General features: G+C 71.7%; 8 protein-coding genes. 7 read left to right on the top strand and 1 reads right to left on the bottom strand.

The genetic code is table 11. The annotated features are described in order from the left end of the window. Positions 1-10: 10 nt before the first annotated feature. From ACF07B_RS07575 to ACF07B_RS07550, 6 genes are all read left to right on the top strand, one after another. Positions 11-7,780 carry an amino acid adenylation domain-containing protein gene (locus tag ACF07B_RS07575; protein ID WP_392178146.1) on the top strand — a complete coding sequence of 2,590 codons (7,770 nt, stop codon included), beginning with the start codon at positions 11-13 and terminating at the stop codon, positions 7,778-7,780. Between the two features lie 5 nt (positions 7,781-7,785). Then, the gene (locus ACF07B_RS07570; protein ID WP_392178145.1) at positions 7,786-12,771 is read left to right on the top strand and encodes an amino acid adenylation domain-containing protein; all 4,986 of its coding nucleotides are present in this window, start codon (positions 7,786-7,788) and stop codon (positions 12,769-12,771) included. 92 nt (positions 12,772-12,863) lie between these two features. Next, on the top strand, positions 12,864-13,550 hold the full coding sequence (locus tag ACF07B_RS07565; RefSeq protein ID WP_392178728.1) for a thioesterase II family protein: 687 nt from the start codon (positions 12,864-12,866) through the stop codon (positions 13,548-13,550). A 292-nt stretch (positions 13,551-13,842) separates the two neighbouring features. After that, complete coding sequence (locus ACF07B_RS07560) at positions 13,843-14,817, top strand: ATP-binding cassette domain-containing protein (protein WP_392178144.1); 975 nt, start codon at positions 13,843-13,845, stop codon at positions 14,815-14,817. Then, the gene (locus tag ACF07B_RS07555; RefSeq protein WP_392178143.1) at positions 14,814-15,575 is read left to right on the top strand and encodes an ABC transporter permease; all 762 of its coding nucleotides are present in this window, start codon (positions 14,814-14,816) and stop codon (positions 15,573-15,575) included. Before ACF07B_RS07560 ends, ACF07B_RS07555 begins: the two co-directional genes overlap by 4 nt. A gap of 148 nt (positions 15,576-15,723) precedes the next feature. Further along, positions 15,724-16,956, top strand: coding sequence for a cytochrome P450 (locus ACF07B_RS07550; RefSeq protein WP_392178142.1), 1,233 nt, complete (start codon positions 15,724-15,726; stop codon positions 16,954-16,956). 75 nt (positions 16,957-17,031) lie between these two features. On the opposite strand, the gene ACF07B_RS07545 is transcribed toward ACF07B_RS07550, so the two are convergent. Next, positions 17,032-18,423 (bottom strand): PLP-dependent aminotransferase family protein, encoded by a 1,392-nt coding sequence (locus ACF07B_RS07545; RefSeq protein WP_392178141.1) that lies wholly within the window; start codon positions 18,421-18,423, stop codon positions 17,032-17,034. 585 nt (positions 18,424-19,008) lie between these two features. Between ACF07B_RS07545 and ACF07B_RS07540 the strand changes: the two genes are divergently transcribed. Then, positions 19,009-19,935, top strand: coding sequence for a phytanoyl-CoA dioxygenase family protein (locus ACF07B_RS07540; protein WP_392178140.1), 927 nt, complete (start codon positions 19,009-19,011; stop codon positions 19,933-19,935). The last annotated feature ends 178 nt before the right edge of the window (positions 19,936-20,113 follow it).

The raw sequence follows: 20,113 nt of genomic DNA, 5'->3' as shown, positions 1-20,113 counted from the left end.
GAGTAGCACGATGATCCCGTTGTCCTTCGCCCAGCGCCGGCTGTGGTTCCTCCACCGTCTGCAGGGGCCGTCCGCGACGTACAACATCCCGTTCGTGCTGCGCCTGGACGGGCCGCTGGACACCAAGGCCCTGGCCGCGGCGGTGACCGACGTCGTCACCCGGCACGAGAGCCTGCGCACCCTGCTCGTCGAGAGGCAGGACGGCACCCCGGAGCAGCGCATCCTGGCACCCGAGGAGGCCGACCTCGCCTTCCGGGTGGTCGACGTGACCGCGGACGCCGTGGACGACGCGATGCGCCGCTTCGTGGGCGAAGGCTTCGAACTGGAGGCGGACCTGCCGCTGCGCACCCGCGTCTTCCGCCTCTCCGCGCACGAGCACGTGCTGGTGTTCGTCTTCCACCACGTCGCCGCGGACGGCGCCTCGATGGCCCCCTTCCTGCGGGACCTGCTGGCCGCCTACGCCGCCCGCGGGCGCGGCCAGGCACCCGACTGGCAGCCGCTCGCGGTGCAGTACAAGGACTACACCGTGTGGCAGCGCCAGATGCTGGGCGACGAGGACGACCCCGACAGCGTCGCCTTCGAACAACTCGACTACTGGCGCCGCGAGCTGTCCGGAGTGCCGCAGCCGGTGCAGCTGCCGCTGGACCGCCCGCGGCCCACCTCGGCCGGCCACGCCGGCGGCCATGTCGACCTCGAACTCGACCCCGACGTGGTCACCGGGATCGGCCGCCTGGCCGCCGAGCACGGCGCCACCGCGCCGATGGTCGCGCAGGCCGCGCTCGCGGTGCTGCTGCACCACCTCGGCGCCGGCAACGACCTCACCATCGGCAGCCCCATCGAAGGGCGCCCCGACGAGCAGCTGGAAGACTTGATCGGGTTCTTCGCCAACACCTGGGTGCTGCGCGTCGACCTCTCCCGCAACCCCACGTTCGGCGATCTGCTGGACCAGGTCCGCGACCGGGCGCTCGGCGCCTACGACAACCAGGACGTCCCCTTCGAACACCTGGTGGAACTCCTCAACCCCGACCGCACCACCGCCTACCAGCCGCTGTTCCAGGTGATGCTGGCCTGGCAGTTCGCCTGGTCCCCCCTGGAGGTGCCCGGCCTCAAGGCCACCCCCGTCCCGCTGGGCACCGACACCGCCAAGTTCGACCTGTTCTTCAACATCGTCCCCGACCCCTCGGGCCGCGCCTACGGACGCCTGGAGTACGCGACGGAACTGTTCGACCACTCCACCGCCCAGAGCCTGGTCGACCGCTACGTCCGCGTACTGCGCCAGGTCGTCACCGACCCCTCCACCCGCCTGGGCCGGGTGGAGGTCCTCACCACGGACGAACAGGACCGGCTGGCCCGGCTGAACGACACCGCGGCCCCCGTGCCCGATGCGACGGTGGCGGACCTGGTCGCCGCCCAGGCGGCGCGGACACCGGACGCGACCGCCGTGGTCTGCGGCCCCACCGAACTGTCGTACCGCGAACTGGAGACCCGCGCCGGACGGCTGGCCGCCGTACTGCGCGAGCACGGCGTGGGACCCGACGTCCTGGTCGCCGTGGCACTGCCCCGCTCCGCGGACCTGGCCGTAGCCCTCCTCGCCGTCCTCAAGGCCGGCGGCGCCTACCTGCCCGTCGACCCGAACTACCCGGCCGCGCGCGTCGACCTGCTGCTCACCACCGCCGATCCGGCCCTGGTGGTCAGCGACCACGCGACGGCGCCCACCCTCGCCCAGGGCACACGGCGCGTCCTGCACCTGGACGACCTGAACCTGGACGGGCCCGCCGTCCAGGCACCCGACGCCGGCACCGGCCCGGACCATCTCGCCTACGTGATGTTCACCTCCGGCTCGACCGGCACCCCCAAGGGCGTCGCCGTCACCCACGCCGCCGTGGTCAACGGCGTACGGGACCTGGCCCGACGCACCCACGTCGGGGCCGGCTCGCGGATGCTCGCGGCGACCTCGGTCAACTTCGACGTCTCCGTGTTCGAGATCTTCACCGCGCTGACCTGCGGCGCGAGCGTCGAGATCGTCCGCGACGTCCTCGAACTCGCCGAACGCGACGCCTGGTCGGGCACCACCATCAGCGCCGTGCCGACCGTGTTCGCCGCCCTGCTCGACCAGGTCGCCACCGACGGCGGCCCCGGACTGCGCCTCGACGTCGAAACCGTGATCTTCGCCGGTGAGGCGCTCTCCGCGGACCTGGTCCGCACGGTGCGCCGGATCCTGCCCGACACCCGCGTCATCAACGCCTACGGCCAGACCGAGAGCTTCTACGCCTCCACCCACACCGTCCCGCGCCAGGGGAGCGACACCGGCGCGGTAGCGGTCGGCACTCCGCTGGCCAACCTGCGCGCCCACGTCCTGGGACCCGAACTCGCCCCGGCCCCGCAGGGCGTGATCGGCGAACTGTACGTGGCCGGCCCGGTCGCCCGCGGCTACCACCGCAACGGCGCCGCCACCGCGGAACGCTTCGTCCCCGACCCCTACGGGCCCGCCGGCTCGCGGATGTACCGCACCGGCGACCTGGCCCGGTGGGACGCCGAGGGCCGGCTCAGGTACGCCGGACGCGCCGACGACCAGGTCAAGGTGAACGGCATCCGCGTCGAGCCCACCGAGATCGAGACCGTCCTGGCCCAGCACCCCGCCGTCACCCAGGCCGTCGTCACCGTGTGCGCCGACCACACCGGCACCCAGCGGCTCGTCGGCTATGTGGCCCAGGCCGGCGCCGTCGCCGGCGGCGGCGACGTGGACATCAACGCCAGTGTCTCGGTGGCCGACCTGCGCCGGTTCGCGGCCAAGCGGCTGCCCGACTACATGGTCCCCGCCCAACTCGTGGTCCTCGAAAGACTGCCGCTGACCGCCAACGGCAAACTGGACCGCGCCGCCCTGCCCGAACCGCAGTTCACCGGCACCCAGTACCGCGCCCCGCGCACCGACACCGAGCGGGTACTGGCCGAGGTGTACGCCGACGTCCTGGGCGCCGGGCAGGTGGGCGTCGACGACGACTTCTTCACCGGCGGCGGCGACAGCATCCGCTCCATCCAGGTCGTGGCACGCGCCAAGACCCGCGGCGTCCTCGTCACCACACGGGAGATCTTCGAGCACCGCACCGTCGCCCGGCTCGCCGAGCTGGTCGAGGACCGGGCCGACGAGGAGCGCGTGAGCCTGGCCGAACTGCCGGGCGCCGGCGTGGGCTGGGCCCCGCTCCCGCCCACCGCCGCCCACGTCCTGGCCCTGGGCGGCCCCGTCGGCCGGTTCTGCATGTCCGCGCTGCTGACCCTGCCCCAGGACATCGACCGCGCCGGCCTCACCGCGACCCTGCAGGCCGTCCTGGACCGGCACGACGTGCTGCGCTCCCACCTGGACCGGGCCGAGAAGGGCCTGCGCATGCGGGAGGCCGGCAGCGTGGACGCCGCCGCGCTGGTGCGCGAGGTCCCCTACGACGCCGCCACCGTGCAGGCCGAGCTGGACGCGGCCGCGGACCGCCTGGACCCGGACGCCGGCGTGATGGCCCAGTTCGTGCGGTTCACCTGCGCCACCGGGGCCGACCGGCTGCTGGTCGTGCTGCACCACCTGGTCGTCGACGGGGTGTCCTGGCGGATCCTGCTGCCCGACCTGGTGGCCGCCTGGCAGCGGGTCAAGACCGGCCTCGAACCCCGGCCGGCACCCGCGGGCACCTCGCTGCGCCGCTGGACGCACGCGCTCGCCGAGCAGGCCGCCACCGCCGGGCGCGTCGCCGAACTGCCGCTGTGGCAGGACATCCTCGCCGGCGACGAACCGGTCCTGGGCGCCCGCCCGCTGGACCCCGCACGCGATGTCACCTCCACCGTCGACACCGTCCGCGTCCAGCTCCCGGCCGATGTCACCGCCACCCTCCTCAACACCGTGCCCGCCCTCTTCCGCGGCGGCGTCGACGACGGCCTGCTGGCCGGCCTCGCCCTGGCCCTGGCCCGCTGGCGCCGCACCCGCGGCCTGCCCGCCACCCCGGCCCTCGTCCGCCTGGAGGGCCACGGCCGCGAGGACCACCTCGTACCCGGCGCCGACCTGTCCGCCACCGTCGGCTGGTTCACCGCCATGTACCCGGTCGGCCTGGACGTCACCGGCATCGACCTCGCCGACGCGTTCGCCGGCGGCCCCGCCGCCGGCCGGGCCGTCAAGGCCGTCAAGGAACAGCTGCGGGCCGTCCCCGACCACGGCATGGGATACGGCCTGCTGCGCCACCTCAACGCGAGGACCGCGCCCGCCCTGGCCCGCCTGCGCCGCCCGCAGATCGGCTTCAACTACCTCGGCAAGGCCTCCGGCGCGGACATCCCCGAGGAACTGCGGGGCCTTGGCTGGGCACCCGACACCACCCACCGCGACCTGATCGCCGCACCCGACGCGGACATGCCGGTCCTCTCCGCCCTGGAGATCAACGCGGTGGCCACCGACACCGGCGACGGCGACGAACTGACCGCCTACTTCGGCTTCCCCACCGGCGTCCTGTCCCGCGAGGACGTCACCGAACTGGCCGCCCTGTGGACCCAGGCGCTGACCGCGCTGGCCCACCACGCCACCACCCCCGACGCCGGCGGCCTCACCCCCAGCGACGCACCCCTGGTCCCCGTCGGCCAGACGGAGATCGACGCCTGGGAGGCCCGCTTCGGCACCCTCGCCAAGATCTGGCCGGCCACCCCCGCCCAGTCCGGGATCCTCTTCCAGGCCAAGCTCGCCGGGGCGTCGTTCGACCCGTACCACATCCAGCTGGTGTTCCACCTGTCCGGCAGGGTCGACCCGCAGCGGATGCACCGCGCGGGGCAGGCACTCCTGGACCGCCACCCCGTCCTGCGCGCCGCGTTCGTCGACCGGGCCGACGGCGACCTCGTCCAGGTGATCCCGCAGTCGGTGACACTGCCCTGGCGGCACCTCGACCTGACCGCCCTCGACGCACCGCAACGCGAGGAGACGTTCGAACGGTTCCTCACCGAGGACCAGAAGGCCTACTTCGACACGGACACCCCGCCGCTGATGCGCCTGGCCCTGGCCGTCCTCGACCCCGACCGGCCCGAACTCGTCCTGACCGCCCACCACGCCCTCTACGACGGCTGGTCCACACCGCTGCTCATGCAGGACCTGCTGCTGCTGTACGCCTCCGACGGCGACGCCTCCGCGCTGCCCGCCACCCGCGACTACGGCGACTTCCTGTCCTGGCTCACCCGCCAGGACCCCGAAGAGGCGGCGCGGGCGTGGGCGGCCGAACTCGACGGGATCGGCGAGCCCGCCCTGCTCGCCCCCGACTCCGCCGACACGGACGACGGCGTCCGCGACCAGGTCGAGGTCGCGCTGCCGGTCGAGGAGGCACACGAACTGGTGCGCCGCTCCTCCGAGCTGGGCATCACCGTCAACACCCTGGTGCAGGGCGCCTGGGCGCTGCTGCTGGGCCAGCTCACCGGCCGCCAGGACGTGGTGTTCGGCGCGACCGTCTCCGGGCGCCCGCCCGCGGTGACGGACGTGGAGTCGATGGTCGGCATGTTCATCAACACCCTTCCCGTACGGGTGACCCACGCGCCCGGCGACACCGTCGGCGAGGTCCTGGAGCGCCTCCAGCGCCGCCAGGCCGGCCTGGCGGAGCACCACCACCACGGGCTCGCCGAGATCCAGAAGTCCGCCGGGGTGCGGTCCCTGTTCGACACCCTGGTCGTCTTCGAGTCCTACCCGGTCGACCGGGAGGGCCTGGAGGACGCCAGCGACGCCGCGGACGGGATCACCTTCACCGGCCTGCGCCCGTCCGCCGGCAACCACTACGCGCTGTGCCTGACCGCGGCGGCCGACCCGCATCTGCAGCTCGTCATCCAGTACGCGCCGGGCGTCTTCGACCGGGACACGGTCCAGACGTACGCGGACCGCCTCGTGCGCCTCCTGCGGCAGCTGGCGGCCGACCCCGCGCTGAGGATCGCGCGGATCGACGCGCTCCAGGAGGGCGAACGCGAGCGGATGCTGGCCCCCTTCGACGACGCCGCCGCCCGGGCCCGCCACGTCACGCTCACCGAACTGGTCGAGGCACAGGTGGCCAGGATCCCGGACAAGGTCGCCGTGGCCGCGGCGGGCGAGTCGCTGACGTACGCCGAACTGGACGCCCGCGCCGAGGCCCTCGCGGCCGAGCTGGCCCGGCACGGGGTGGGCCCGGAGACCGTCGTCGGCGTGGTCCTGCCGCGCACCGTGAACATGGTCGCGGCCCTGCTGGGCGTACTCAAGGCGGGCGGCGCCTATCTGCCCGTCGACCCCGCCTACGCCGCCGCCCGGCTCCCGCACGTCCTGCCCACCGCCCGGCCCCACCTGGTCCTGACCGACGCCGGCACCCGCGGCCTCGTCCCCGCCACCGACATCCCCGTCCTGGACCTCGACGGCATCGACCTCACCGCCGCCGCGGCCACCCCGCGGGCCGGGGCACGGCCCAAGGCCGGTCCCGACAGCCTCGCCTACGTCATCTACACCTCCGGCTCCACCGGCGTGCCCAAGGGCGTGGGCGTCACCCAGTCCACCGTCGTCAACGCCGTGGACACGATGGTCACGCAGGCCGGGGCGGAAGCCGGACGGCGCATCCTGGTCGCCGCCTCCTTCGGCTTCGACGTCGCCACCTTCGAGACGTTCGCCGCCCTCACCCGGGGCGGCACCGCCGAGATCGTGCGCGACGTGCTGGAACTGGCCGAACGCGACAGCTGGGACATCGACGTCATCTGCTCGGTCCCCTCCGCCTTCGCCGAGCTCGTCGACCAGCTCGCCGACCGCATCGACCCCACGGCACTGAACATCTCCGGGGAGGTGCTGACCCCGGTCCTGGCCCAGCGGGTGCGCACCCGCTGGCCCAAGGCCCGCGTCATCAACAGCTACGGCCCCAGCGAGACGTTCTACGCCACCGGATTCCTCCTGGACCCCGACGAGCCCTACACCGCGGGCGTGCCCATCGGCCGTCCCTTCCCCGGCGTACGGGCCTACATCCTCGGCCCCGGCCTCGGCCTGCTGCCCGCGGGCACCCCGGGCGAGCTGTACCTGGCCGGAGCCGGCCGCGGCTACCACCGCCAGGCGGCCCTGACCGCGGACCGCTTCGTCCCCGACCCCTACGGGCCAGCCGGCTCGCGGATGTACCGCACCGGCGACCTGGCCCGCTTCACCCCGGGCGGCGAGCTGCAGCACCTGGGCCGCATCGACACCCAGGTGAAGATCCGCGGCTACCGCGTGGAACCCGCCGAGGTCGAGGCCGCCCTGACCACCCATCCGCGCATCGCCCAGGTCGCCGTCGTGACCCAGCAGCCCGGCGACACCACCCCCTACCTGGCCGCCTACCTCGTCCCTGCCGACGGCGCGAGCGTGCCGGACGCGGCCGAGATCCAGGAACATCTGGCCGACCGGCTGCCCGAGTACATGGTGCCCGCCGCCTACGTGCCGCTGGAGCGGCTGCCCCTGTCGCCCAACGGCAAGCTCGACCTCAAGGCCCTGCCCGCACCCGACCTCACCTCCGCCACCCCCTTCAGGGCGCCCACCACCCCGCGCGAGGAAGCGCTGGCCAGGCTGTTCGCCGAGGTGCTCGGCCTGGAGAAGGTCGGTGTCGACGACGGCTTCTTCGAGCTCGGCGGGCACTCCCTGCTCGCCACCCGGCTGATCACCCGGGCCCGCTCAGAGATCGGGATGGAGATACCCATCCGGAAGATCTTCGACCTGCCGACGGTCGCGGCGCTCGCCGCCTGGTCGGAGGAATCGGCCGTACCCCTTCGCCCCGCCCTGCGCAGGATGATCCCAGAGGAGTAGAACCTGTGATTCCGCTTTCGTTTGCACAGCGCCGCATGTGGCTCACGCACCAGCTGGAGGGCGGGGCAGAGACCTACAACATCTCCCCGGCCTTCCGGCTGAAGGGGCCCCTGGACGAGACCGCCCTCGTCGAGGCCATCGGCGACGTGGTCGCCCGCCACGAGACGCTGCGCACCACCTACGTGCTGGACGACAACGACGAGCCCCACCAGCGGATCCTGCCCGCGGCCCAGGCACCGGTGGAGGTGCCGGTCATCGAGGTGGAACCCGACGGCCTGGACGACGCGGTCGACGCGTTCATCGCGCACCGCTTCGACCTGATGGCCGACATCCCCTTCCAGGTACGCCTGTTCCGCTGCTCGCCCGAGGAACACGTTCTGGTCCTGCTCATCCACCACATCGCCTCCGACGGCGTCTCCGGCGGCCCTCTGGCACGCGACCTGACCACCGCCTACACCGCCCGCCTGGCCGGCCGGGCACCCCGGTACGAGCCGCTGGCCGTGACCTACAAGGACTACGCGCTGTGGCAGCGCGAACTCCTCGGCGACGTCGCCGACCCCGGCTCGCTGGCCGCGGCCCAGGCCAACCACTGGCGCAAGGAACTGGCCGGAGTGCCCCAGCCGCTCAGCCTGCCGCTGGACCGCCCGCGGCCCGCGACCCGGGACTCCAAGGGCGACTCGCTCCCGCTCGTGGTGCGGCCGCAGGTCGCGGCCAAACTGCAGAAACTCGCCGACGAACGCGGCATGACCATGTCGATGGTCGTCCAGGCCGCCCTCGGCGTGCTGCTGGGCAAGCTCAGCGGCGGCGAGGACGTCACCATCGGCAACCCGATCGCCGGCCGCACCGACGAAGGCCTGGCCGATCTGGTCGGCCTGTTCGTCAACACCCAGGTGCTGCGCGTCGACCTCTCCGGCAACCCCTCCTTCACCGACCTGCTCCCGCAGGTGCGCGACAAGGCCCTGGCCGCCTACGAGCACCAGGACGTCCCCTTCGAGACCCTGGTCGAACTGCTCAACCCCGAGCGCTCCACCTCCTACCAGCCCCTGTTCCAGGTGATGTTCGCCTGGCAGAGCTTCGAGAAGGCCGACTTCGAACTGCCCGGGCTCAAGGTCGAGTTCGAGCAGTACCTCACCAACACCTCCCTGGCCGACCTGTTCTTCAGCCTGGCCTACGACACCACCGGCGCACTGCGCGGCGACCTCATGTACGCCACCCAGCTCTTCGACCGCGACACCGCCGAGGCCCTCGCCGACCGGTTCGTACGCGTCCTCGAGCAGGTGGCCACCGCGCCCAAGGCCCCGCTCAGCTCGATCGAGGTACTGGGCGACGACGAACGCGACCGGCTGGTGCGGCGGATCAACGACACCGCCCGTCCGGTCGCCTCGACGACCCTGCCCGACGCGTTCGAGGCCCAGGTCGCCCGCACCCCCGACCGCGTCGCGGTGGTCGGCGAACACGAGAGCCTGACCTACGCCGAGTTCAACCGGCGCGCCAACCAGCTCGCGCACTGGCTCATCGAGCAGGGCGCCGGCCCCGAGCAGCTGATCGCCGTGAAGATCCCCCGCTCGGTGGACCTGCTCGTCGCGGTGTACGGGGTGGTCAAGGCGGGTGCCGCGTATGTGCCGCTGGACACCGAGCTGCCCGCCGAACGCGTACGCCATGTCCTGGCGAGCGCCAAGCCGCTGCTCCTTCTTGAGGACACGCTGCCCGACGTCTCCGCTTACCCCGGCACGGATCCCGTGCGGGACCTGTCGCCGGACAACGCCGCCTACGTCATCTTCACCTCCGGTTCCACCGGCGGTCCCAAGGGCGTGCCGGTGGCGCACCGTTCGATCACCAACCGGATCGAGTGGGGGCTGGAGCACTTCGGGGTCACGGTCGAGGACCGGATGCTGATGAGCACCTCCGCCAGCTTCGACGCCTCGGTCCCGGAGATGTTCTCCAACCTGCAGATGGGCGCCAGCGTTGTCGTGGCCAGCGCCGAGGGCCGCCGCGACCCCGCCTACCTCGCCGAACTGATCCGGCGCGAGCAGGTCACCGCCGCGTTCTTCGTGCCCTCGCTGCTGTCCGCGTTCGTCACCGAACCCGCCGCCGCGCACTGCACCAGCCTGCGCTGGATCGAGGTCGCCGCCGAGGCCTTCCCGCCCGCGCTGGCCAACCGCTTCACCGACCTGCTGCCCGGCTGCACCGCCAACAACCTCTACGGCCCCACCGAGGCCACCGTCGAGGTCACCGGCTGGCAGCACGTCCCCGGCACCGACCGCGTCCCCATCGGCACCCCCATCTGGAACAACCAGGTCTACATCCTGGACGCGGCGCTGCGCCCGGTCGCCCCCGGCGTCGCCGGCGAGCTCTATCTCGCCGGGACCTGCCTGGCCCGCGGCTACCTCGGCCAGACCGGACTGACCTCGGAACGCTTCGTGGCCTGCCCGTTCGGACCGGCCGGCGCGCGCATGTACCGCACCGGCGACCTGGTGAAGTGGAACAGGGACGGCCAGGTCGAATACCTCGGACGCACCGACTCCCAGGTCAAGGTCCGCGGGTTCCGTATCGAACTCGGCGAGATCGACCACGTCCTGAGCGGACACCCCTCGGTCGCACAGGCCGCGGTCGTGGTCCGCGAGGACCAGAAGGGCGACCAGCGCCTGGTCGCCTACATCGAACCCGATCCCGACGCCGCCGTCCCCGACACCACCGCCCAGATCGAGGAATGGCGCCAGATCCACGACGACGCCCACGCCGACGTCGCGGACGAGGCCTGGGGCGAGGACTTCCAGCCCTGGCAGAGCGTCTACGCCGGCGAGCCGATCCCCGCGGAACAGCTGCGGCAGTGGCAGGACGCCTCGGTCGCCCACATCCTGCGGTACGCGCCGCGCCGGGTCCTGGAGATCGGCGCCGGCTCCGGCCTGCTCCTCGCCAGGATCGCCGGCGAGGTCGACGCGTACTGGGCCACCGACATCTCCGCCACCGCGATCGACCGGCTCCGCCACCAGGCCGAGGCGGCCGGCCACGGCGACCGGGTCCACCTGCGCGTCCAGGCCGCCGACGACCTCTCGGGGCTGCCCCAGGGCACCTTCGACACCGTCGTCCTCGACTCCGTCATCCAGTACTTCCCGAGCGCCGCCTACCTCGACCAGGTGCTCACCCAGGCTCTCGGCCTGCTCGCACCCGGCGGCCGGATCATCGTCGGCGACGTCCGCAACGCCGCCACCCAGCGGATCCTGGCGACGGCGGAGCAGCGCGCACAGCAGCCCTACGCCTCCCACGAGGAGATCCGGGCGGCGGTGGAGCAGGCACTGCTCGCCGAGCGGGAACTGCTCATCGCCCCCGAATGGTTCGCCGAGTGGGCGGCGCGGCACGCCGTCGGCGCCGACATCCGGCTCAAGGCCGGACAGGCGCACAACGCGCTGACCCGCCACCGCTACGAGGCCGTCCTGCACAAGGAGCCCGCCGACGCCCTCGACCTGACCGGCGTGCCCGCGCTGCCCTGGGGCGGCGAGGTCTCCGACCTCACCGCGCTGACCGGACGGGTGGAGCGGGCGGGCGGCCCGCTGCGGGTGAGCGGCATACCCAACGCGCGTCTGGCGGAGGAGGCCGCCGCGGCCACCTTCGCCGGTGTCGTCGCCGAGGACGCCCCCACCGGCAGGCCGCTCGACCCCGAGGACGTCGCCGCCTGGGCGCGCCGGCAGGGCCTGGACGCCGTACTCACCTGGTCGGGCGAGAGGGCCCACAGCTTCGACGCGGTGCTGCTGCCCCGGCCGCGGACCGTCACCGGAGCCTTCGTGCCCAGCGCGGTGGCCGGACGCGTCCGCGCCAACGCACCCGCGCTGGCCAAGGCGATCGGCCCGCTGCTGGCCGAACTGCCCGCCCACCTGGGCGCGCGGCTGCCGGACTACATGGTCCCGGCCGCCTTCGTACCGCTGTCGCGGCTCCCGCTGAACCCGGCCGGAAAGATCGACCGGGCGGCGCTGCCCGCGGAGCACACCACCACCGTGAGCAAGGGCGAGCCGCGCAACTCCCACGAGGAGGAGCTGTGCTCCTTCTTCAGCGAGCTGCTCAAGCTGGAGCGGGTCGGCATCGACGACGACTTCTTCGCCCTCGGCGGGCACTCCCTGCTCGCCACCCGGCTCAGCGCCCGCATCCGCAAGCACTTCGGCGTCGACATGCCCCTGCGGACGATCATCCAGTACCCGACCGTGGCCGAACTCGCGGCCCTGCTGCTCATCGGCGGCGTCCCCGGCGACCACGACGACTCCTTCGGCGTCGTGCTGCCGCTGAACCGGGACCCCGGCACGGGCAAGGAGCCGGTGTGGTTCTTCCACGGCGGCGGCGGCCTCGGCTGGGCGTTCTTCACCTTCGCGCCACACGTGCCCGACCGGCCGGCCTACTCCCTGCAGTCCCGCGGCTCCAACGGCAAGGAACCGATGGCGAATTCGGTGGAGGAGATGGTCGAGGACTACCTGGACCAGATCCTCGCCGTCCAGCCGGAAGGCCCCTACTACCTGATCGGCTGGTCCTTCGGCGGCCCCATCGCGCACGCCGTCGCCGAGGCGATGGACCGGCGCGGCCTCGAGGTCGGCCTCATCGCCGTCCTGGACTCCCAGCCGGCCAACTCCGCCACCAACAACGGCTTCCGCGAGGTCGCCGGCCGGACCAAGGAGCTCTACCGCGCCGATATCGAGGAAGTCTTCGGCAAGTTCATGAACACCGGCAACATGGACGCCTTCCTCGACACCATGTCGCAGGTGGGCGCCAACAACCTGCAGAAGATGGGCGTCTTCGAATCGCCGGTCTACCGCGGCGACGTCCTCTATTTCAACGCCAGGCTGGACAAGGTCGACGGAGTGACCTCCTACGGCCCCGACTGGCGGCCGCACGTCCTTGGCACCATCGAGGAGTACGACGTGGACGCCACCCACCACGACCTGCACATGCCCAAGCCCGCGGGCCAGATCATGCGGGTCGTCGCCCGCAAACTGGCCGAACGGTGAGCGGACAGAACCAACCCGCAAACGAACGAGAGGAGTTGGTCGGGGTGACAGGACCCGGCACATCAGCGCAAACGGGGGAGCGGACCACACTGCTGTGCGTGCCGTTCGCCGGAGCGGGACCCTCCTTCTTCCACCCGTGGCAGGACCTGGCCGCCGACCGGTGGCGGGTGACCTCGGTCGAACTGCCCGGCAGGGAACGGCGGATCCTGGACGAGCCGTACCGCAACGTCGTCGAGGCGGCCAAGAACGAGATCGACGGCATCGCCGCCGACCTCAAAGAAGGCAGCCGGGCCGTACTGTTCGGGCACAGCCTGGGCGCGGTCCTCGCCTACGAGCTGGTGCACCTGCTGAGCACCCGCGGCGTGCACGTCGAACGGCTGGTCGTCAGCGGCTCGCCGGGACCCTGGACACAGCGCGAACGCCGCGCGGCGGGCCTCCAGGGCGACGAATTCCTCGCCCGGGTCGAGGAGTTCGCCGGATTCCGGCACGAGGCCCTGGACCACCCCGAGATGCGGGAGCTGATCCTGCCCACCCTCCAGGCCGACTGCGAGATGCACGAGGCCTACGTCCCCAGCACCGACGATCCCGTGCGGGTGCCGATCACCTCGCTGCGCGGCGAGGCCGACGGCCTGGTCACCGCCGAGGAGGGCCGCCAGTGGCGGGACGCGACCACGGCCGCGTTCAGCTACACCGAGTTCCCCGGCGACCACATGTACCTGGTCGACCAGGGCCGGGAGATCCTGGACGTCATCGAGGCGGAGTGCGCCCGGGGCCGCTGACACGCTCGCTGACGGCGCCGAACCGGCCCGGCGGCGTCCGGGCCACCGTGCGCGCGAAGGGGGTGCCCGCTGCGGCGGGCGCCCCCTTCGCATGTCCGCACTCCGCATGTCCGCTTCCGCTCGGCGGACACCCTGCGCCGCCGCGCTCCCACTGCGGCGGACGCCCTTCACTCCCTGCGTTTCCGCTCCGGATTCCGCTTCCGGGGCGGGCGCCCGCGGTGTCGAGGAGGACTTGAGGGCCGTGAAAGGGGTGTGACAGGGCCTTGTCAGCCCCCGGCCCGACAGTGGGGGCATGAAGAGTTCCGCTATCGCAGTTTCAGGGCTGCGCAAGGCATATGGCGACAAGGTCGTTCTCGACGGCATCGACCTCGAAGTCGCCTCGGGATCGGTTTTCTCCCTGCTCGGGCCCAACGGAGCGGGCAAGACGACCACGGTGAACGTCCTCACGACGCTGCTCACCGCCGACGCCGGAACGGTGCACGTCGCCGGGCACGACGTGGCGACCGCGACCAAGGAGGTGCGCGCCGCCATCGGTGTGACCGGCCAGTTCGCCGCAGTGGACGATCTGCTGTCGGGCCGCGAGAACCTGCAGCTGATGGCGGACCTCAAGCGCGTGCGCTCCGGCGGCCAGGTGGTCGACCGGCTGCTGGAGCGGTTCGACCTGGGGGAGTCGGCGGACAAGCTGGCGTCGGCCTACTCCGGCGGTATGCGCCGCAAGCTGGACCTGGCGATGACCCTGGTCGGCAGCCCGCAGATCATCTTCCTCGACGAGCCGACGACGGGTCTCGACCCGCGCAGCCGGCGCACGCTGTGGGGGATCGTCCGCGAGCTGGTGGCCGAGGGCACCACCATCTTCCTCACCACCCAGTACCTGGAGGAGGCCGACCAGCTCGCCGACCGGATCGCGGTCCTCAACCAGGGCCGCCTGGTGGCCCAGGGCACGGCCGACGAACTCAAGCGCCAGATCCCCGGCACCCACGTACGGCTCCGGTTCTCCGACGTCTTCCAGCTCGACGCCGCCGCGGGGATCTTCGCCGACTCCACGCGGGACGAGGAGGAGCTGACCCTGCGGGTGCCCAGCGACGGCCAGTCGAGGTCGCTGCGGGCCCTGCTGGACCGCCTCGACGAACACACCCTCAACGCACAGGAATTCTCCGTGCACACCCCGGACCTCGACGACGTCTTCCTCGCCCTGACCGAGCACACCGGCCAGGACAGCGAGAGCGCCGAGGACACGAGCGAGAAGAAGGAGGCGATCGCGCGATGAGCACGGTCGCGACGGCGTTCGCCGACTCGAGCATCATGTTGCGCCGCAACGTGAAGCACACCCTGCGCAACCCCACCACGATGTTCAACGCGGTCCTGTTCCCGATCGTCATCATGCTGATGTTCGTCAAGGTGTTCGGCGGGGCCTTCAGCGTCGGCGAGCACTACATCGACTACGCGACGCCGGGCCTGCTCGTGATGGCCGTCAGCTACGGACTCGGGGCCACCGCGACGGCCGTGAACGACGACATGACCAAGGGCATCATCAACCGGTTCAAGACCATGGACGTCTCCCGCGGGGCCATGCTCACCGGACACGTCGTCGTCACCACGGTGCGCTGCCTGGTGGCCTCCGCCGCCATCGTCGGCGTGGCCTTCGCCATGGGGTTCGACCCCGAGGCGAGCGCTCTGGACTGGCTCGGTGTGCTCGGCCTGTTCGTGCTCCTGGCCGTCGGCGCGAGCTGGCTCACCGTCGCCATGGGCCTGGCCGCGAAGACCACCGAGTCGGCCGGCCTGGCCACCGTGCCGCTGATCATGCTGCCGTTCCTCAGCAGCGCGTTCGTGCCCGCGGACACGATGGGCGCCGGCGTGAAGCAGTTCGCCGAGTACCAGCCCTTCACCCCGATCATCGAGACGCTGCGCGGACTGCTGGCCGGCCACGTGTCGAACGGCGACGCGATCGCCGCCGTCGCCTGGTGCCTCGGGTTCGCCGTCCTCGGCTACGTGTGGGCGCTGTCCACCTTCAAGAAGCGCGCCTGACCCCCACCGGCCGGCGCCCACCGGCCGGACCCCCCGAGCCGCCTCGGCGAACCACGTTTCGCCGGGGCGGCGTCGTGCTGCCGCACACCCCGTAACCCCCCACTGGGCTTGCCACCCGTTCGACGACATCCCTAAGGAGACGGCAACCATGGCCGAGTCGATTGTCAGCCTGACGAACCCCGAGTTCACGGAGAATCCCGTCTGCGCCTACGCGCGCCTGCGGGAAGAGGCCCCGCTCGTGCGGATCGGGTTCCCCGGCGGCCCGCGGGTCTGGCTGGTCACGCGGAACGAGGACGTCAAGGCGGCGCTGAGCGACCCGCGGCTGGTGGTGGACTACAGCAACGTGCCCGGCCACCAGGGGCCCAGCGTGGCGGACCAGATGGTCGCCGCCCTCGACCTGCCCGACGAGTTCGTGCCCTACGTCGCCGCGAACATGATGCTCAAGGACGGCAAGGAACACGCCCGCCAGCGCCGCCTGGTGACACCGGCGTTCACCGTCCGGCGCATGAAGGCCCTGCGGTCCCGCATCGAGGAGATCTCCGCGGAATTCCTCGACGCCCTCGCCCTCAAGGGCTCCGGTGACCTCATCGAGGAGTACTCCTCACCGCTGACCGGCACGGTCATCTGCGAGCTCATCGGCATCGACAAGGCCGATCAGCCGCAGGTGCGCGGGTGGATGAACGAGTACACCGCCCCCGACGCCGACATCGCCGCGAGCGGCCGGTCCATGGTCGACTACGTCAAGGAGCTCATCGTGCGCCGCCGGGCCGAGCCCGCGCAGGACATGGTCTCCGCCCTGGTGGAGGCGCGGGACGTGGACGGCGACCAGCTCAGCGAGGAGGAGATCGTCTCGGTGGTGCTCACCGTCGTCAACAACGGCCACCACTCCACCTCCCACTTCATCCCCAACGCGGTCCTCGCCCTCTTCGACAACCCCGACCAGCTCGCCCTGCTGCGCGCGAAGCCGGAGGTCCTGCCGCACGCCGTCAACGAGCTGATGCGGATCGCGAACCCCGTCCCGACCGCCGGACCCCGCTACGCCACCGAGGACATGGAGTTCGCCGGTGTCCAGATCTCCAAGGGCGACGCCCTGACGGGCTCGTACCTGTCGGCCAACTACGACCCGCGGGTCTTCGCCGACCCCGAGCGGTGCGACGTGGAGCGGGTCATGGAGCGCGGGCAGAGCAATCTCTCCTACGGGGCGGGCCCGCACTACTGCCCCGGCGCCGCGCTGGCCCAGCTCGAAGCCGAGATCGCCCTCGACCACCTGCTCCTTCAGCGCGACACCCTCGAAGTCACCGTCAGCCGCGACCGGTTGCGCTACACCGAAGCCACCCCGGGCGGCGCCCGGCTGCTCAACACACTCCCGGTACGGCTGTGAACACCTGACCCCGGCGCCATGAAAAGGGGCGGCCCCGAACGCACCGCGTTCGGGGCCGCCCCTTTTGTCCACCGCTCACGCGGTCTGGGGCTCCAGCAGCCGGCCGCGGCCGCCTCGTGCGGGTGCGACGCCGGCGCGGTCGCGGGCGCGCTGGTCCTGGACGAGTTTGCCCAGCCGCTCCACGCCCAGGGCGATCTGCTCGGGGCTGAGCACACTGAAGGAGAGCCGGGCCTGGCGGAACCCGGAGGTGCCGCCGTAGAAGTGGTCCATGGGCGTCCACAGGACGCCGAACCGGGAGGCCGAGTACTCGAGCATGGCGTCGTCCGCCCGGAACGGCAGCGTGAGGACGACGAACATCCCGCCCTCGGGTGTGTTCCACGAGACGTCCTGCACGGTGCCCGGCGCCGGAGCGAAGACGGAGTGCAGACTCTCCAGCATGGTCGCGAGGTTGCGGCGGTAGACCTCGGCCTCGCGGGCGGTGGCCCGCTTGAGACTGCAGCCGTTTTGAAGGAGGTATCCGCCGATCACCGCCTGCGCGACGGTCGAGGTGTTGAGGGTGACCATGCTCTTCAGCCTGGCGAGATGGTCGGCGAGCAGCACCGGCTCCTCGTGCGAGGCGCCCGTCGCCGTCACGGGCTGGTCGGCGATGACGTAGCCCACGCGGGCACCGGCGAAGGCGGACTTCGCGAACGACCCGAGGTGGACCACCTGATGCCGCTCGTCCAGGGCCTTGAGCGTGGGCAGCGGGGAACCGGCCGCGCGGAAGAGGGAGTACGGGTTGTCCTCGATGACCAGGATCTCCTCCCGCCCCGCCAGCTCCAGCAGGGCGATCCGGTCCGCCAGACACATGCTCGCGCCACTGGGGTTGGCGAAGTCGGGAACGACGTAACAGGCACGCGGCCGCAGGCCCTCGCGCCGCGCCGCCCGTATCTGCCGCTCCAGGTCCTCCAGGTCGATGCCCCCGTCGTGTTCCCGCACGGAACGCAACGGCGCGCCGGCCACCCGCGCCGCGCCGATGAACCCGACATAGTTGGGGGTGGCGGCGAGGACGACGTCGCGCGTGTCCCGGACGAGCGTGCGCAGCAGCAGCACCATCGCCTCCTGGCAGCCGGTGGTCACCACGATGCTCTCCGGGTCGACCTTCAGGTTCTCGTCGACCTCCAGCTGGCGCGCTATGAGTTCGTGGATGAACCCTTTCGTGCGGCCGTACTGGAAGAACGTGCGCCGCACCTGCTCCGCGGACAGGCCTTTGTCGACCTCCAGATAGTTCCGGAACGTCCTGAGGTGACGGGAGAGGTCGTCGACGTCGTAGAAGCCTTCGAACGGGCGGCCCGCGGAGAACGACACCGCGTCCGGATACCTTCCGGCGAGCTCATTGAGCAGCGTCATGGAAGTGAGCGCGGGATCGTCGACCGACGCGTGCAGGTCGGTGACACTCAGCCGGATCGGCCCTGCTTTTCTGGACATAGTCACGTCATCCTCGTCCGCCGGACAACTCAGCCTTGAGCTGGTGTCGGTTGAATGCCGCCTCGTCGGGGTGCTCAAGAACATATGTGGCTCCCCTCGAACCGTGAATGAACTTGACTGGAGGAACGGTCGATTCCCGCTGTTCCAGCGTTTCGGAAAGGCGATTGTCGTGCATCCTGTCCCGTCAGCGGGACAGAGCGGATCGGCATCCGGACCGGCCGGGCGCGCAATACCGGAAACGCGGGTGTGGTATCGGCAAAGCCCTGAGTTCCTCGAAACGTTGACACCCTCTTGGGCGGCCGAGAGAGTAGGGAACTGCTGGGCGAACCGCGAGAAGGCCCGGGGACCGCCGCCGCGACCGGCCGGCGTCACCCGGCGAAATCGCCGGGCTGCGAGCCGGGTCGCGGGCCGTCCGCCCGGCCGATGAGCGGCCGCATATCAGGCGATGCCGCGTCGACCCTCCCATTCGACCACCTGCACACGGTCCGCGCCGAATCGACGGAGCCCGCGGACGGTACGCCGAGGCGGCTTTCCGCATTCTTCCGCGCGGTAAGCGGTACCTGACACCCGAGAAGGAGTTGACGCATGACCACACTTGACGAAGGCGTACTGGAGAAGGCGGCGAAGGAATACGCCGAGCAGGGCTTCTCCATCATCCGCAATGTCATTGACCGGGAGCTCCTCGAGGAGGCGGCCGCCCACGTCGACTGGCTCACCCAGAAGTACCCGGATCTGCGTCCCGAGCACTTCCACCACCCGCTGATCCGCAACGACGCCTTCTGGGCACGTCTGGTCTCCGACTCCCGCCTGGTCGACATCGCGGAGTTCTTCCTCGGCCCCGACCTGGGGTGCTTCACCGCCCACTACATCTGCAAGCCCCCCTACAACGGGCAGCCCGTGCTGTGGCACCAGGACGGCGCGTACTGGACGCTGAGCCCGATGGAGGCGCTGACGGTGTGGCTGGCCGTCGACGAGAGCAGCACGGAGAACGGCTGCCTGCGGATGATCCCCGGCAGTCACGAACTGCCGCTGCACAAGCCGTCGTCGCGCACGGACACGGACAACATGCTGTTCTCCGCCTCCGACGAGGACATCGTGCGGGAGTGGATCGACAAGCGCGGCGTCGTGGACATCGAGCTCCAGCCGGGCGACGTCTCCATCCACCACCCCCACCTGCTGCACTACTCGGAGGCGAACACCTCCGCCAAGCGGCGGTGCGGTCTGGACATCGGCTACATCGCGACGACCACGCGCATCCACAGCGAGGGGATCTACCTCGACCCGCTGCTGGTGCGCGGAACCGACGCGGCCGGCCTGAACAACTACCGTCCCTTCCCCACCTACCAGGAGGGCGAGACGATCCCCTTCGCCGGCCAGGAGGACTGGAACGACAAGGTGGCCAAGCTCAACGCGGCGCTGCCGGCGCGTACCCGGGACCTCCCTGAGGAGAGCCCCATCGAGACGACCCGGCACATGATCGAGCGGCTGCGCGCGGGCACCACGAAGGGGTGATCCGGCCGCACGGGCCGATGGTGCGCCGCCCCCGTGCGGCGGACCATCGGCCGGGCGCCCGCCCCCCCCCCGGGCCGGGGGGGGGCCGCCCCCCCCCGGGGCGGGCCCCCCCCCCCCCCCGGGGGGGGCGGGGCCGGGGGGGGGGGGGGGGGCCCGGGGGGGGGGGGGGGCGGGCGGG

Source organism: Streptomyces sp. NPDC015532, from assembly GCF_043078065.1.
Lineage (GTDB): Bacteria > Actinomycetota > Actinomycetes > Streptomycetales > Streptomycetaceae > Streptomyces.
This window is presented reverse-complemented; position numbering and strand designations above follow the sequence as displayed.

Excerpts from the sequence above, each read along its gene's own strand:
- ACF07B_RS07555 (WP_392178143.1), top strand. The coding sequence starts at position 14,814 with ATGAGCACGGTCGCGACGGCGTTCGCCGACTCGAGCATCATGTTGCGC.
- ACF07B_RS07545 (WP_392178141.1), bottom strand. The coding sequence starts at position 18,423 with ATGTCCAGAAAAGCAGGGCCGATCCGGCTGAGTGTCACCGACCTGCAC.
- ACF07B_RS07540 (WP_392178140.1), top strand. The coding sequence starts at position 19,009 with ATGACCACACTTGACGAAGGCGTACTGGAGAAGGCGGCGAAGGAATAC.
- ACF07B_RS07550 (WP_392178142.1), top strand. The coding sequence starts at position 15,724 with ATGGCCGAGTCGATTGTCAGCCTGACGAACCCCGAGTTCACGGAGAAT.
- ACF07B_RS07560 (WP_392178144.1), top strand. The coding sequence starts at position 13,843 with ATGAAGAGTTCCGCTATCGCAGTTTCAGGGCTGCGCAAGGCATATGGC.
- ACF07B_RS07575 (WP_392178146.1), top strand. The coding sequence starts at position 11 with ATGATCCCGTTGTCCTTCGCCCAGCGCCGGCTGTGGTTCCTCCACCGT.